The following is a 14,332-nucleotide window of genomic DNA, read 5'->3' as shown; positions in this document are numbered from 1 at the left end:
CCAAAGCCGGGCCGTGACGGCGCAAGGCCGGGTCGTCCCGGCGCCCGCCGACGCGCGGGCGGAGGATGGGCGCGCGCTCGTCATCCGCAGGCTCGTCAAGGAATACCGGCCCGGGCAGCCCGTCCTGCGCGGCATCGACCTCGTGGTTCCGAGCACGGGCCTGACGGCGATCATCGGGCCCTCCGGCACCGGGAAGAGCACGCTGATCCGCTGCGTCAACCGCCTCGTCCAGCCCACCTCCGGCGAGATCCTGTTCCGGGGCGAGGACCTGACCAAGCTGTCCGGCGCCGCCCTGCGGCGCGCCCGGCGGCGCATCGGCATGGTGTTCCAGGAATACAACCTCGTCGAGCGCCTCTCGGTGATGGAGAACCTGCTCTGTGGGCGCCTCGGCTACGTGCCGGTCTGGCGGGCGTGGCTGCGGCGCTTCCCGGAGCCCGACATCGCGCGCGCCTTCGCGCTCCTCGACGCGGTGGGCCTGCCCGGCTTCGCGACCCGGCGCGCCGACGCGCTCTCGGGCGGGCAGCGCCAGCGCGTCGGCATCGCCCGCGCCATCATGCAGGAGCCCGAGATCATCCTCGCCGACGAGCCGACCTCCTCCCTCGATCCGAAGAGCTCGGTCGAGGTCATGGAGATCCTGTCCCGGCTCGCCGCAGAGCGCGGCGTGCCGGTCGTCGTCAACATCCACAATGTCGCCCTCGCCCGGCGCTTCGCCTCCCGGATCGTCGGCATGTCGGGCGGCCACGTCGTCTATGACGGCCCCCCCGAGGGCCTCGGCGAGGGGGACCTGCGCGGCATCTACGGCGGCGAGAGCTGGCTCGAATGAGCGCGACCCGGAGCATGAGCGCGGCCCGGAGCATGAAAGCGGCCCGCCGAGCCGCCTTTCCGCCGAACTGGTGGGCCCGCCTCGGCTGGGCGCTCATGGCGGTCTACGTCGTCTATGCCGCCCACCGCCTCGGCTTCGTGCCCGAGCGCTTCGCGACCGGCCTCGCCCACGGGCAGCGCTTCCTGGCCAGGATGTTCCCGCCGAATTTCGACCGGTGGGGGCTGATCCAGTCCGGCATCATCGAGAGCATCCAGATCGCCGTGATCGCGACCGTGGCCGGGATCCTGCTCGCGCTGCCGCTGGGCTTCCTGGCGGCGCGCAACCTCATGCCGCCCTCCATCTCCTGGTCGGCGCGCGCCTTCATCGCCCTCTGCCGCTCGTTCCATCCCATCATCGTGGCGATCCTGTTCGTGAAGGCGATCGGCTTCGGGGCGCTGGCCGGAATCCTGGCCCTCGTGGTCGCCTCGGTGGGCTTCATCGCCAAGCTCTTCGCCGAGGCGATCGAGGAGATCTCCCTGAAGCAGGTCGAGGCCGTCCGGGCGACGGGCGCCGGGTTTCTCGCAATCCTGATCATGGGCGTCGTGCCCCAGGTGCTGCCGCGCTTCATCGGCTTCTCGACCTATCAGCTCGATTCGAACCTGCGCAACTCGACCATGGTGGGGATCGTGGGTGGGGGCGGGATCGGCGCGACCCTGTTCACCGCCTATCAGCGCTTCGATTTCGACGTGGTCCTGGCGATCCTGATCGTGATCGTCGCCATGATCATGCTGGCCGAGATCGTCTCCGGCTGGGCGCGGCGCGTGTTCCAATGAGGACGATGGCCTCCGCCCCGCATTGGGCGCGCTTCACGCCCGGCCAGCGGCTCGCGCGCTTCGCGTTCTACCTCGTCACGATCGCGGCCGTCGTGGCGTCGCTGCGCACGATCGAGATCATCCCGGAATTCCTCTACGACGCGCCCGAGCAGATGGCCGACCTGTTCGGGCGGATGTGGCCGCCCGATGCCCGCTACCTGGCGCCCACGCTGGCGGCCCTCGTCGAGACGCTGCACATCGCGACGCTCGGAACCCTGCTGGCGCTCGCGATGGCGCTGCCCATCGGCCTGTTCGCGGCGCGCAACATCACGCCGAGCCGGTCGCTGAACCTGCTGGCGAAGTTCGTGTTCGTGACCTCCCGGTCGGTCAATTCCCTGGTCTGGGCCCTGCTGTTCGTCGCCGTGTTCGGGCCCGGCCCGCTCGCCGGCACCCTGGCGATCGCGTTCCGGTCGATCGGCTTCACCGGCAAGCTCCTGGCGGAGGCGCTGGAGGAGGCCAATGCCGGATCGATCGAGGCCCTGACGGCGGCCGGCGCGGGACGCCCGGCCACCCTCCTGTTCGGCTACTGGCCGCAGGTGAAGCCGGCCTTCTGGTCGATCGCCCTGTTCCGCTGGGACATCAACATCCGGGAATCGGCCGTGCTCGGCCTGGTGGGGGCGGGCGGCATCGGCGTCGCCCTCGATACCGCCCTGAACCTGCTCTACTGGGATCAGGTCGCGGTCGTGCTCGGGGCGATCTTCCTCGTCGTCATCCTGGCCGAGATCGTCGTCACGGCGGTGCGCAACCGCGTCCTCTAGAGCGCTCTCCGCCGAGACGGATACCGGTTCGGCGTAGAGCCGCGTCCCATGAAAAGCTGAGAGCCGTCCCCGGTTGCAACGCGATCGGAATCGGTCCCTAGACGCGGTCGCGCGCGGGACCGATACTCCGCCCAAGAAGACGCGTCCCCGGGAGGATCGCATGAGGTCGTGGCTCGGGATCGCCGTGCTCGTCGCCAGCCTGTCCGGCGCAGCGGCCGAGGAGCCGCTGCGCTTCGAAGTCGACCCCGCCTGGCCCAAGCGCCTGCCCAACGACTGGATCATGGGGCAGGCGGCCGGCGTCGCGGTCGACGCACAGGACCGGGTCTGGGTGGTGCAGCGGCCCCGGACCCTCACGGATGACGAGAAGGCCGCGAGCCTCGACCCGCCGCGCACCAAATGCTGCAAGCCGGCCCCGCCGGTCCTCGTCTTCGATCAGGCCGGAACGCTCGTGAGCTCCTGGGGCGGGCCCGGCGCGGGCTACGATTGGCCCCAGAACGAGCACGGCATCCATATCGACCCTGCGGGCTTCGTCTGGCTCGCGGGCAACGGCGAGACCGACGGCCAGATCCTGAAATTCACGCAGGACGGGCGCTTCGTCCTGCAGATCGGCAAGCCCGGCCCGCAGACGAACAGCCTCGACATCACCCGCCTCGGCAAGCCTGCCGCCATGCAGGTCGATCCCGAGACGAACGAGCTCTACGTCGCCGACGGCTACTTCAACCACCGGGTGATCGTGTTCGATGCCGAGACCGGCGCCTACAAACGGATGTGGGGCGCCTATGGCCGGCCGCCCACCGACGCGGCTTTGCCGCCCTACGATCCGGCCGCCGCCCCCGCGCAGCAATTCCGCAACCCGGTCCACTGCATCCAGATCGCCCGGGACGGCCTCGTCTATGTCTGCGACCGCGCCAACGACCGGGTCCAGGTCTTCCGCAAGGACGGGACCTTCGTGAAGGAGTTCTTCGTCGAGAAGAACACCCGGGCGAACGGCTCGGTCTGGGAGCTGGCGCTCTGGCCCGATGCGGGCGAGACCTACTTGCTCAACGCGGACGGGGCCAACAACGAGGTGCGCACGCTCCGGCGCGACACCGGCGAGGTGGTGGGCGCCTTCGGCCGCAACGGCCGCATGGCGGGCGAGTTCCACTGGGTGCACAACCTCGCGGTCGACAGCCGGGGCAACGTCTTCACCACCGAGGTCGATACCGGCAAGCGCGCGCAGAAATTCCTGTTCCGCGGCGACATGGTCCTGCGCAAGCGCGCGCCCGGCCCCTGACGGGCGGGATTCCGCCTCCGGCCGCGGCGGCGGCTCGGCGCGCGTCTCCCTGTCCGCCCCTCGATCGTCCCGGCGGCCGCGCACGCGGCTCATCGATGCGCGTTCGGCATCAATCCATCCAGGCTTTGAGTTGGACCGCGGGGCCGGCCCGATCCTAGGCTGATCCTCGCAAATGGTCGCCGGCGGCGCTACCCGCGCCCGAGAGAACGACCGATGTCCGCCACGGCAATGGCCGGGCGGCCGATCCGCAGGGAGAACGCCCATGAGCGCCGGTCTGGCCATGACCGCCGTGAGGAGAAGCCGTGTGCGCCTCCTCATCGTCACGATGCTGTTCATCGCGACCACCATCAACTACGCGGACCGCGCCACGCTCTCGATCGCCGGGCCTTCGATGGCGAAGGATCTCGGCCTCGACGCCGTCGCGATGGGCTACGTCTTCTCGGCCTTCGCCTGGTCCTACGTCCTCGCCCAGCTGCCCGGCGGCTGGCTCCTCGACCGCTACGGCGCCAAGTGGGTCTATGCCGGGGCGATCTTCCTGTGGTCCGCCTTCACGCTCCTGCAGGGGGCGGTCGGCTTCTTCACGGGCTTCTCGGCGGTGGCGGTGCTGTTCACGCTCCGCCTCTGCGTCGGCCTCGCCGAGGCGCCGGTCTTCCCGGCCAATGCCCGCATCACGGCGGCCTGGTTCCCCACGAGCGAGCGCGGCACGGCCTCGGCCTTCTTCAATTCCTCGCAATACTTCGCCACCGTGCTGTTCACCCCCCTCATGGGCTTCGTGGTGCACCATTACGGCTGGCACCACGTCTTCACCCTGATGGGCACGATCGGGATCGCCTTCGCGCTCCTCTGGACCCAGGTCGTCTGCGGGCCGAAGGAGCATCCCGGCGTCAACCGGGCCGAGCGCGACTACCTCGAGGCCGGCGGCGCGCTCCTCGACATGGACGGCGCCGGCACGCGCACCGGCGCGCAGACCGGCCGCGCCATCCGCCAGCTGCTCGCCAACCGCATGCTGCTCGGGATCTATATCGGCCAATACTGCATCACGACGCTGACCTACTTCTTCCTGACCTGGTTTCCGGTCTACCTCGTCAAGGAGCGGGGCCTGTCGATCCTGCAGGCCGGGTTCGCGGCGGTGCTGCCGGCCCTCTGCGGCTTCGTCGGCGGGCTTCTCGGCGGCTGGCTCTCCGACCTCCTGTTGAAGCGGGGCTACTCGCTCACCGCCGCCCGCAAGATCCCGATCGTCGGCGGCATGCTCCTGTCGATGTGCATCATCGGCTGCAACTACGTGCAGGCGGATTCGGTGGTGGTCGGCCTGATGGCGCTGGCCTTCTTCGGCAAGGGCATCGGGGCGCTGGGCTGGGCGGTCGTGTCCGACACCTCGCCCCGCGAGACCGGGGGCCTCTCGGGCGGGTTGTTCAACACCTTCGGCAACACCGCCGGCATCACCACCCCGATCGTCATCGGCTACATCGTCCAGCAGACCGGCTCGTTCAACGGGGCGCTGGTCTTCGTCGGGCTGAACGCCCTGGTGGCGGTGTTCTGCTACCTCGTCATCGTGGGCGAGATCCGGCGGGTGGAGTTGCGCTGAGCCGCGCTTCCCCGTCTCATCGCAGCACCCGCATCGCGGCCGCGGCTCGTCCCGCGGCCGCTTCCGTTCCGGTGGTCCGATGCTCGATTTCAGCCAGCTCCGCTGCTTCGTCGCCGTGGCGGAGGAGCTGCATTTCGGGCGCGCGGCGGCTCGCCTCAACATGACGCAGCCGCCGCTCTCGCGGCAGATCCAGGTGCTGGAGCGGGTCCTCGACGTGCAGCTCCTCGAACGGACCAGCCGCTCGGTGCGGCTGACGGCGGCGGGACGCAGCTTCCTGCCCGAGGCCCAGCACATCCTGCGGCTCGCCGAGACCGCGACCCACGTGACCCGGCAGGTGGCGGCGGGCCGCTCCGGCGTGCTGAAGCTCGGCTTCACGGCGGCCTCGGCCTACGATTTCCTGCCCCGCCTCGTCACCGCCTGCCGGGCGGCCCTCCCCGACGTGACCCTGTCCCTGCGCGAGATGGTCACCAAGGATCAGATCGAGGGCCTGCTCTCGGGCCAGATCGATGCCGGGCTGATCCGGCCGCCCGTGACCCATCCGGAGCTCGGAGCGGCGCGCGCCCTCGCCGAGCCCCTGATCGCCGCGCTGCCCTCCGGGCACCCCCTGGCGGCGCAGGCGAGCCTCGGCCTCGGCGATTTCGCGGGCGCGCCCTTCATCGCCTACGCGCCGCACGAGGCGCATTACTTCCACGACCTCGTCGTCGGCCTCTTCGCCGAGGCCGGCGTGCAGCCGAGCGTGCGCCAGCAACTGACGCAGATCCACTCGATCCTGGCGCTGGTCCGGGCCGGGCTCGGCCTCGCCCTGGTGCCGGCGGCGGCCGAGCGCCTGCGCTTCGACGGCGTCGCCTTCCGGCCCCTCGACCTGCCCGAGCCGCGCCCGGCCGAACTCTACCTGACCTGGCGGCGCGACCACGACAACCCGGTCCTGGGCGGCCTGCTCCGGGTGCTCGGCACGATGGGGGAGCCCTGAGGGATCGATGCGATCAGCGCATCGATCGATCCAGCCTTTGGCTTGGACCGACATCGAAGCCGGGGATTAGACAGGAGGGCAAGGCGGCACGCCAGAGGCCGCGTCCTTCACCGGGAGACACGCCCCATGCTGACGCAAGCCCTCAATCCCACCGCAAGCGGCCTCTCGCCCACCGCGCAAGCCCTCAATCCCGCCGCGCGCGGCCTCTCGGCCACGCCCACCATCGCCGCCATGCAGGTCGTGCCGGTCGCGGGCCGCGACAGCATGCTGCTGAACCTCAGCGGCGCCCACGGCCCCTTCTTCACCCGCAACCTCGTGGTTCTGACCGACTCGACCGGCGCCACGGGGCTCGGCGAGGTTCCGGGCGGCGAGCGCATCCGCCAGACCCTGGAGGATGCCCGCGACCTCGTCCTCGGCCAGCCGCTCGGCGCCTGGAACCGGGTGCTCAACGCCATGCGGACCCGCTTCGCCGACCGGGATGCGGGCGGGCGCGGCCTCCAGACCTTCGACCTGCGGGTCAGCATCCACGCGGTGACGGCGGTGGAATCCGCCTTCCTCGACCTGCTCGGGCAGTTCCTCGACGTGCCGGTGGCGGCGCTCCTCGGGGAGGGCCAGCAGCGCGACGCGGTCGAGATGCTGGGCTACCTGTTCTACGTGGGCGACCGGCGCCGCACGGACCTGCCCTACCGCGCGCCCGAGGCCCGCGACGGCTGGTTCCGGGTGCGCGACGAGGAGGCGCTGACGCCCGAGGCGGTGGCCCGCCTCGCCGAGGCGGCCCGCGAGACCTACGGCTTCAACGACTTCAAGCTGAAGGGCGGGGTGCTCCAGGGCGAGGACGAGATCGCCGCCGTGACCGCCATCCACGCGCGCTTCCCCGACGCCCGCGTCACCCTCGATCCGAACGGGGCATGGTCGCTCGCCGAGGCGATCCGCCTCTGCCGGGGCCGCGGCGACGTGCTCGCCTACGCGGAGGACCCGTGCGGGGCCGAGGACGGGTTCTCGGGCCGCGAGATCATGGCCGAGTTCCGCCGCGCCACCGGCCTGCCGACGGCCACCAACATGATCGCCACCGATTGGCGCCAGATGAACCACGCGATCCAGCTCGGCGCGGTCGACATCCCGCTCGCCGACCCGCATTTCTGGACGCTTGCCGGCTCGGTCCGGGTGGCGCAGCTCTGCCGCGACCACGGCCTGACCTGGGGCTCGCACTCGAACAACCATTTCGACGTGTCGCTCGCCATGTTCACCCACGTGGCGGCGGCGGCGCCCGGCCGCGTCACCGCCATCGACACCCACTGGATCTGGCAGGACGGCCAGCGCCTCACCCGCGAGCCGCTGCAGATCCGGGGCGGGCTGGTGCGGGTGCCCGAGCGGCCCGGCCTCGGCATCGCGATCGACTGGGTCGAGGTCGAGGCGGCGCACGAGCTCTACCGGCGCCACGGCCTCGGCGCCCGCGACGACGCGCAGGCGATGCAGGCCCTGATCCCCGGCTGGACCTTCGACAACAAGCGCCCCTGCCTGGTGCGCTGATCCTCATCCTGGTCTTTGGAGAACCCCGATGGACATCCTCACGAACCGCTTCAAGGCCGCGCTCGCCGAGAATCGCCAGCAGATCGGCCTCTGGTGCAGCCTGGCGAGCCCCATCTCCACCGAGATCGTGGCGGGCTCCGGCTTCGACTGGCTGCTCCTCGACATGGAGCACTCGGCCAACGACCTGCGCGACATCTACGGGCAGCTCCAGGCGATGGGGGAGGGCAGCGCCCACGCCATGGTGCGGGTGCCGAGCGACGAGCCGATCACCATCAAGCGCATCCTCGACACCGGCGCGCAATCCTTGATGATCCCCAATATCGACGATGCCGACCAGGCCCGGCGCGCGGTGGCGGCCACCCGCTACGCCCCGCGCGGGGTGCGGGGCTTCTCCCAGGCGCCCCGCGCTGCCCGGTTCGGGCGCATCCCGGATTACCACGCGCGCTGCGAGGCCGAGATCTTCGTGGCGGTCCAGATCGAGTCGCGGCGCGCGCTCGACAACCTCGAGGAGATCGCGGGCGTCGAGGGCGTCGACGGCATCTTCATCGGCCCCGGCGACCTCTCCACCAGCCTCGGCTATCTCGGCCAGCAGAACCACCCGGACGTGGTGCGGGTGATCGAGGACACGATCCGGCGCATCCGCCACACGGGCAAGGCCGCCGGCATCCTCACGGCCAACCCGGACCTCGCCCGGCGCTACGTCGCGGCCGGCACCCGCTTCACCGCCGTCGGCTCGGATATGGGCCTGCTCGCGCGCAGCTCCGAGGCGCTCGCGGCCCAGTTCAAGCCCGGCGCCTGATCCCCGAAGCCCTGACGGAGCAACAGTGAGATGAAGATCGGATTCATCGGCCTCGGCATCATGGGGCTGCCCATGGCCCGCAACCTCATCGGGGCCGGCCACGACCTCTTCCTGAAATCCGGCTCGCGGCCGGTCCCGGCCGAGCTGATCGAGGCCGGCGGGCGCCCCTGCGACAGCGCGCGCGCCGTCGCTGAACAGGCCGAGATCGTGATCCTGATGGTGCCGGACACGCCCCAGGTCGAGGCGGGGCTGTTCGGGCCGGGCGGCGTCGCCGAGGGCCTCGCGCCCGGCAAGACCGTGATCGACATGAGCTCGATCTCGCCCCTCGCCACCAAGGATTTCGCCCGCCGCATCAACGATCTCGGCTGCGACTACCTCGACGCCCCGGTCTCGGGGGGCGAGGTCGGCGCGAAGGCCGGCTCGCTGACCATCATGGTGGGCGGCCCGGACGCGGCTTTCGCGCGGGCGAGGCCCCTGTTCGAGGCGATGGGCAAGACCATCACGCGGGTCGGCGGCAACGGTGACGGCCAGACCACGAAGGTCGCCAACCAGATCATCGTGGCGCTCACCATCGAGGCGGTGGCCGAGGCCCTGGTCTTCGCCGGAAAGGCCGGGGCCGACCCGGCCCGCGTGCGTGAGGCCCTGATGGGGGGCTTTGCCGCCTCGCGGGTCCTCGAGGTGCATGGCGAGCGGATGGTGACGCGCCGCTTCGATCCGGGCTTCCGCATCGCCCTGCACCAGAAGGACCTCAACCTCGCCCTCGAGGGCGCCCGCACCCTCGGCGTCGCGCTGCCGAACACCGCGACCGCCCAGGAGCTCTTCAACACCTGCGCGGCGCAGGGCGGCGGGGCCTGGGACCATTCCGCCCTGGTGCGGGCCCTGGAGCTGATGGCCAACCACGCGATTGCGAGCCCGGCGGCCTGAGGTGCCGTCGGGTGGGGCGAAATCGTCCCGCCCCTCGGATCTTCGGGCAATTCCGGGACAGTCGAGGCTGCCCCGCTCGCAAGGTCTGCGCCGCCCAATACTGTATCGCTCCGGGTCGGGCGGGTCGCGCCCGGGTAAAATCCCGCATCCCCGCCGGAGGCACGGGCGCCTGCGGGCGAACCGCCCGGTGGCCCCGGTCCGGGCGGGACGGATCCCGGGCCTGCCCGCACGGTCTGCCGGGCCGGAGCGTCGCGGCGCGCGGACGGAGCCGGCCGGAATACGATCCGTTCACGATCTTTCACAGTCTTGACCGGCCTTCTACAAAGATCATATCGCGGCAGGCGGGCGCATCGCGCCCCCTTCGGGGCATCGTCGCGGGTCTCACCGCCAGCGCAACCTCCGAGATGAGGCGAGTAGATTTCTCGATCCGCTTGCCTGGACAACAACGCCTGGAACGGCCATTCTTGTGTTGGCCGCGCGCATTCGCGCGGCTTGCACAGCAGCCAGATATTCAGGACCACCATGAAGCGCAGTCGCGTTCAGCGGCCGTTTACCGTTGAGATCAAGTCGCGCAATCGTCAGACCGGGTCACTGCAAGATCAACCCTCCGTGCCGTCGCCCGCCGCGCCGTCGGGCTTGTGGGCCGGATTGAACCTCCAGGGCGACCTGACCGACCGTCCCGAGACGCCGCCCCCCAGCGAGGCCGAGGCCCCCCGGAAGGTGGAGACGCGCGCGTCGGAGCCGGAGAAGCGCCGGGTGCTGCCGAGCCTCCTGGCGCCCGCGCCCGAGCCGGTCGAGACTGATGCCGCGCCCTCCGCCGAGCCGCGCCTGCCCCGCGTGCGCCGCGTCGCCGCAAAACCCCGGCCGCAGGCTCAGCCGGCCTGGGCCGAGGCGCTGGCGGAGCCGGACGCCCCGGCGCCCCTGCGCTCCGGGATCGTCGTTCCGCCGGCCCAATCCGCGCCGGAGGCATCCGACCAGGGCGCCTCCGAGCTGGCTCTGGCCCGGCTGCGCCGCGAGCGCCGGGGCCTGCCGGGCCTCCGGGCCGGCGAGCGCTGGAAGCGGCGCCTTCCCCGCTCCTGCTGGTAGGGCGGCCAGCGACGCGCCGGGTCCTAAGGCCCGGTCCGCGCGCAGGCGACGCGCCGGGCCCGGGGCCAGCCGTAATAGATCACCTCCGCGCGCGCCGTTTCGCCCGCCGCCACCGGCCCGATCGTCGCCGTGCCCCGCTCCAGGGTGGCGTCGTCCCCGCCCAGGAAGGTGCAGGCCAGGGTGAGGCGGGCGACGGCGTCCGGCCCCGCATTCGAGACCGCCACCAGGGCCCGCTGGGGCTCGTGCGAATCCGGCGGCGTGTGGAGCCGGGCCTCGACGGCCAGCGGCGCGTCGGCCCGAACCGGCCCGGTCAGGCTGAACGCCAGCCCTGCCGCGAGGCGGGCCGCGCGCCATCGCGGCCGCGACGCCGGGCGCCCGGGCGCCGGGAGGGAGGAGGGATCGACGGAGGATCTCGGGGAAACGTCGCGCGCTTTCATGGCGGGCGCCTCTAGAGCTGTTCCTGATCGCGTTGCGACGGGACCGTCGGCCGCGCCCGTGCCGAAGCGGGCGCGGATCCCCTCTCCCGTGCGGGAGAGGGACAGGGTGAGGGTCGAGACCTTTCAGAACGAGGTGCGCCCGATCGGCGCCCAGTCGGCGATACGACCGCATGCTCCATCCTGAAGGCGCACCTCCCTCACCCCAACCCTCTCCCGCACGGGAGAGGGGGGCCGCCGCGCTGCCCGCGCCGTCATCCCGAGACCGCGAAACGGAGCCCTGGAATGACGCTGTGCTTCACCTCTCCCGTCCGGGAGTGGTCGAATCCGCGATAGCGGAACGGGTGAGGGGTGCGACTTCTCCGGACAACGCGCCCCCCCACCCCAACCCTCTCCCGCACGGGAGAGGGGGTCCGTCGCGCCGAACCGGACCGGGGCTGCCTATTTTCCAGCCCGTTGCAACGCGATCGGGCGCGCCTCTAGCCGGGATGTCCCGGCGCGTCGAGGGCCCGCAGAAGCAGGATCCGGCCTCGGAGCATCCGGCTCCGGAGCATCCGGGTTGCGGCACGCTCCGCTGAAGCGGAGGCCGGCTCGGCCGCGCGTCACAGCGGAGGCTGGGCGGCGTTCCCGATTGCAACGCGAGCGGGAACGCCTCACGAACCGCCCGAACCCCTGCCGCCCGCCTCCTGATTCCGTGAGGGCCCGATGCTCTCGACCCTGACGGTCGTGCTCCCGATCTTCGCCCTCATCCTGGCCGGATGGCTGACCCGGCGGATCGGCCTCCTCAGCGCCCACGCGACGACCGAGCTCAACCGCTTCGTCGTCTATCTCGCGCTGCCGGCGCTGCTCTTCGACGTGATGGCCCACACCCATTGGGACGAGATCTGGCAGCCGGGCTTCATCGCGGTGTTCGGCCTGAGCAGCCTCGCGGTGTTCGGCCTCACGATCTGGGCCCGAAGGCGCCGGCCCCTCGCGGACGCGGCGATCGACGGCCTCAATGCGGGCTATGCCAATACGGGGTTCATGGGCTTCCCCCTCGCCCTGGTGGCGCTCGGCCGCGAGGCGCTGGCGCCGACCACCATCGCCGCCATCATGACGGTCTGCGTGGTCTTCGCGGCCGCGATCGTCCTGATCGAGATCGGCCTGCAGAGGCGGGCCCGGCGCCGCGACCTCGCCCTGACGGTGGCGGGATCGCTGATCCGCAACCCGCTCCTCGTGGCGCCCTTCCTGGGGGCGCTGGTGCCGGCCGCCGGCTTGACTCTGCCGCTGCCCGCCGAGACCTTCCTGAAGCTCCTCGGCGGGGCGGCCTCCCCCTGCGCGCTGGTCGGCCTCGGGCTCTTCCTGGCCCAGAAGCGGGAGGCGCCGGAGGGGGACCGGGCCGTGACGGCGCTCCTCGTCGGGCTGAAGCTCGTGGTCCACCCGGTCCTCGCCTGGCTCCTCGCCCGCTTCGTGTTCGACCTGCCGCCGCTCCTCCTCCACACCGCGGTGCTGATGGCGGCGCTTCCCACCGGGACGGGGCCGTTCATGCTGGCGGAGTTCTACCGCCGCGAGGCGGGCATCACCGCCCGCGTCGTCCTGGCCTCGACCATCCTCTCGGTCCTGACCGTGTCGGGCTACCTCGCGGCGATCCGCTGACGCCCTGGGGCGCGCGACACGGGGTCCTCAGGGCGCGCCGGGCCGGGGCACCGAGCGGCAGGCGGCCGTTCCGGCCAGGCGGCGCACCCGCGCGATCACCCGGAGCGAGGCATCGGGCGCGCCGGCATCCTCCGCCTCCATCTCGAGGGCGAGCAGGAGCTTGAGCAGGATCTCGTCCTGCCGGCGGGGCGAATCCGACTGGTCCTCCGCCAGGATCGCGATCAGCCGCTGCACGAGGGGGCAGGCCTCGGGCGCCCCGAGGGGCTCCCCGGCGGGCGCCAGCCCCGCGGCCGGGAACGGATCGTCCGAGGTCGCGTCCTGCAGCGGAGGGAGGATCGTCACGGTCATGTCCCCAGAAGAACGGCCTCGATCGGAACCTGTGCGAACGACGCGGGCCTCGGTACGAGATCACACGGATATTATGCCGGATCCTCCGCTCCGTGCGATCCAGCACCGGATATGATGTCCTGCATTGGGCGAAATCTGCAGGAAGTCCGACGGGGTTGCAACTGCAGCCCCGCCGCGAGGCCGGCCGGAACCCCGGGGCGGCGCCATCCATTGCCGCCCCGGTGATTCGGGACCGACCACCCGGATGCGCGGCCCGAGACGCGGGCGCAAGGAGCGGCACCATGACGGACAGGACGGGCCGCCCGGGCCCCGGGCCGGCCCCCATCATCCTGGCGGGGGCGACCGGCGGCCTCGGCGGCCGCATCGCCCGGGACCTCGCGCGGCGCGGCGCCTCCGTGACGGCCCTGGTGCGCCTCGGCACCGCGCCGCACCGGATCCCCGCCCTCGACGCGGACGGGGTTCGGGTGGTGGCCCTCGACCTCGACGATGTCGGCGCGGTGACGGCTGCCTGCACGGGGCCGGGCGGGGCGGGGCCGCCCTGCGTGGTCTCGGCCCTGAACGGGCTCGAGGCGACGATGCTGGGCACGCAAGGGGTGCTGCTGCGGGCGGCGGTGGCGGCCGGGGCGGCGCGATTCATCCCCTCGGATTTCGCCCTCGACTTCACCCGGACGGCCCCGGGGCGCAACCGCAACCTCGATCTGCGCCACCGCTTCCACGCCGCGCTCGAGCGGGCGCCCCTGCGGGCCACCTCGATCCTGAACGGCGCCTTCGCGGACATGCTCACCGGCCAGATGCCGCTGATCCTGTTCCCCCTGCGCCGGGTGATCCACTGGGGTGAGGCCGACCAGCCCCTCGACTTCACCGCCATGGACGATGTCGCGGCCTTCACGGCCGCCGCCGCCCTCGATCCCACGACGCCCCGGTTCCTGCGCGTCGCGGGCGCGCAGGCGAGCCCACGGGACCTCGCCGCCCTGGCGAGCGCGGCAACGGGCCGGCGGTTCCGCACCCTGCGCCTCGGCGACCCGCGCCGACTCGACGGGCTGATCCGGATCGCCCGCTTCGTGGCGCCCGGGCACGGCCAGGTGTTCCCGCCCTGGCAGGGCCTGCAATACCTGCGCGACATGTTCGAGGGCCGGGGCCGCCTCAGTCCCCTCGACAACGACCGCTATCCGGACCTGCGCTGGACGAGCCTCGGCACGGTTTTGGCGCGGGGCCGCGCGGGGCCGCGCGGGGGCGGATAGCGGAACGACCTAGAGCTGTTCCCGATCGCGTTGCGACGGGACCGTCGGCCGCGCCCGTGCCGAAGCGGGCGCGGA

Annotated in this window: 14 protein-coding genes; 12 read left to right on the top strand and 2 right to left on the bottom strand. The window is 71.9% G+C overall.

Annotated elements, in window-relative coordinates; genetic code table 11:
* Positions 1-13 precede the first annotated feature (13 nt).
* The 10 genes from phnC (at position 14) to F6X53_RS25220 (ending at position 10,599) form a co-directional block, all read left to right on the top strand.
* Positions 14-823, top strand: a complete 810-nt coding sequence (gene phnC, locus F6X53_RS25265; RefSeq protein WP_151003606.1) for a phosphonate ABC transporter ATP-binding protein — start codon at positions 14-16, stop codon at positions 821-823.
* Positions 824-855: 32 nt separating this feature from the next.
* Positions 856-1,635 carry a phosphonate ABC transporter, permease protein PhnE gene (gene phnE, locus F6X53_RS25260; protein WP_238298106.1) on the top strand — a complete coding sequence of 260 codons (780 nt, stop codon included), beginning with the start codon at positions 856-858 and terminating at the stop codon, positions 1,633-1,635.
* A 5-nt stretch (positions 1,636-1,640) separates the two neighbouring features.
* Entirely contained in the window at positions 1,641-2,432 is a 792-nt protein-coding gene (gene phnE, locus F6X53_RS25255) for a phosphonate ABC transporter, permease protein PhnE (RefSeq protein WP_373875993.1), read from the top strand.
* Between the two features lie 160 nt (positions 2,433-2,592).
* On the top strand, positions 2,593-3,705 hold the full coding sequence (locus F6X53_RS25250) for an NHL repeat-containing protein (RefSeq protein ID WP_151003517.1): 1,113 nt from the start codon (positions 2,593-2,595) through the stop codon (positions 3,703-3,705).
* 262 nt (positions 3,706-3,967) lie between these two features.
* A complete protein-coding gene (locus tag F6X53_RS25245) occupies positions 3,968-5,290 on the top strand; it encodes an MFS transporter (protein WP_151003515.1) in 1,323 nt (440 codons plus the stop codon).
* 79 nt (positions 5,291-5,369) lie between these two features.
* Positions 5,370-6,260: a LysR family transcriptional regulator gene (locus F6X53_RS25240; protein ID WP_151003513.1), complete on the top strand. Its 891-nt coding sequence runs from the start codon at positions 5,370-5,372 to the stop codon at positions 6,258-6,260.
* A gap of 126 nt (positions 6,261-6,386) precedes the next feature.
* Complete coding sequence (gudD, locus tag F6X53_RS25235; RefSeq protein ID WP_280526067.1) at positions 6,387-7,790, top strand: glucarate dehydratase; 1,404 nt, start codon at positions 6,387-6,389, stop codon at positions 7,788-7,790.
* A gap of 28 nt (positions 7,791-7,818) precedes the next feature.
* Positions 7,819-8,589, top strand: coding sequence for an HpcH/HpaI aldolase family protein (locus tag F6X53_RS25230; RefSeq protein WP_151003512.1), 771 nt, complete (start codon positions 7,819-7,821; stop codon positions 8,587-8,589).
* A gap of 30 nt (positions 8,590-8,619) precedes the next feature.
* On the top strand, positions 8,620-9,513 hold the full coding sequence (glxR, locus tag F6X53_RS25225) for a 2-hydroxy-3-oxopropionate reductase (protein ID WP_151003510.1): 894 nt from the start codon (positions 8,620-8,622) through the stop codon (positions 9,511-9,513).
* A 609-nt stretch (positions 9,514-10,122) separates the two neighbouring features.
* Complete coding sequence (locus F6X53_RS25220) at positions 10,123-10,599, top strand: hypothetical protein (RefSeq protein ID WP_151003508.1); 477 nt, start codon at positions 10,123-10,125, stop codon at positions 10,597-10,599.
* A 23-nt stretch (positions 10,600-10,622) separates the two neighbouring features.
* Here F6X53_RS25220 and F6X53_RS25215 read toward each other — a convergent pair whose 3' ends face one another.
* The gene (locus F6X53_RS25215) at positions 10,623-11,036 is read right to left on the bottom strand and encodes a hypothetical protein (RefSeq protein WP_238297378.1); all 414 of its coding nucleotides are present in this window, start codon (positions 11,034-11,036) and stop codon (positions 10,623-10,625) included.
* A 702-nt stretch (positions 11,037-11,738) separates the two neighbouring features.
* Here F6X53_RS25215 and F6X53_RS25210 point away from each other — a divergent pair.
* Positions 11,739-12,668 carry an AEC family transporter gene (locus F6X53_RS25210; protein ID WP_151003506.1) on the top strand — a complete coding sequence of 310 codons (930 nt, stop codon included), beginning with the start codon at positions 11,739-11,741 and terminating at the stop codon, positions 12,666-12,668.
* 27 nt (positions 12,669-12,695) lie between these two features.
* Here the strand turns inward: F6X53_RS25210 and F6X53_RS25205 are convergent, their stop codons facing one another.
* The gene (locus F6X53_RS25205; RefSeq protein ID WP_151003504.1) at positions 12,696-13,010 is read right to left on the bottom strand and encodes a hypothetical protein; all 315 of its coding nucleotides are present in this window, start codon (positions 13,008-13,010) and stop codon (positions 12,696-12,698) included.
* A gap of 287 nt (positions 13,011-13,297) precedes the next feature.
* Between F6X53_RS25205 and F6X53_RS25200 the strand changes: the two genes are divergently transcribed.
* On the top strand, positions 13,298-14,257 hold the full coding sequence (locus F6X53_RS25200; RefSeq protein ID WP_151003502.1) for an NmrA family NAD(P)-binding protein: 960 nt from the start codon (positions 13,298-13,300) through the stop codon (positions 14,255-14,257).
* Positions 14,258-14,332 lie beyond the last annotated feature (75 nt).

It is taken from the genome of Methylobacterium soli, from assembly GCF_008806385.1.
Taxonomy (GTDB): Bacteria; Pseudomonadota; Alphaproteobacteria; order Rhizobiales; family Beijerinckiaceae; genus Methylobacterium; species Methylobacterium soli.
Note: the sequence above shows the minus strand (reverse complement) of the source record. Positions and strands in the feature narration are given on the sequence as shown.

Coding starts and splice junctions, on each gene's coding strand:
- phnE (WP_238298106.1), top strand. CDS start 856: ATGAAAGCGGCCCGCCGAGCCGCCTTTCCGCCGAACTGGTGGGCCCGC.
- phnE (WP_373875993.1), top strand. CDS start 1,641: ATGGCCTCCGCCCCGCATTGGGCGCGCTTCACGCCCGGCCAGCGGCTC.
- F6X53_RS25250 (WP_151003517.1), top strand. CDS start 2,593: ATGAGGTCGTGGCTCGGGATCGCCGTGCTCGTCGCCAGCCTGTCCGGC.
- F6X53_RS25245 (WP_151003515.1), top strand. CDS start 3,968: ATGAGCGCCGGTCTGGCCATGACCGCCGTGAGGAGAAGCCGTGTGCGC.
- F6X53_RS25240 (WP_151003513.1), top strand. CDS start 5,370: ATGCTCGATTTCAGCCAGCTCCGCTGCTTCGTCGCCGTGGCGGAGGAG.
- gudD (WP_280526067.1), top strand. CDS start 6,387: ATGCTGACGCAAGCCCTCAATCCCACCGCAAGCGGCCTCTCGCCCACC.
- F6X53_RS25230 (WP_151003512.1), top strand. CDS start 7,819: ATGGACATCCTCACGAACCGCTTCAAGGCCGCGCTCGCCGAGAATCGC.
- glxR (WP_151003510.1), top strand. CDS start 8,620: ATGAAGATCGGATTCATCGGCCTCGGCATCATGGGGCTGCCCATGGCC.
- F6X53_RS25215 (WP_238297378.1), bottom strand. CDS start 11,036: ATGAAAGCGCGCGACGTTTCCCCGAGATCCTCCGTCGATCCCTCCTCC.
- F6X53_RS25210 (WP_151003506.1), top strand. CDS start 11,739: ATGCTCTCGACCCTGACGGTCGTGCTCCCGATCTTCGCCCTCATCCTG.
- F6X53_RS25200 (WP_151003502.1), top strand. CDS start 13,298: ATGACGGACAGGACGGGCCGCCCGGGCCCCGGGCCGGCCCCCATCATC.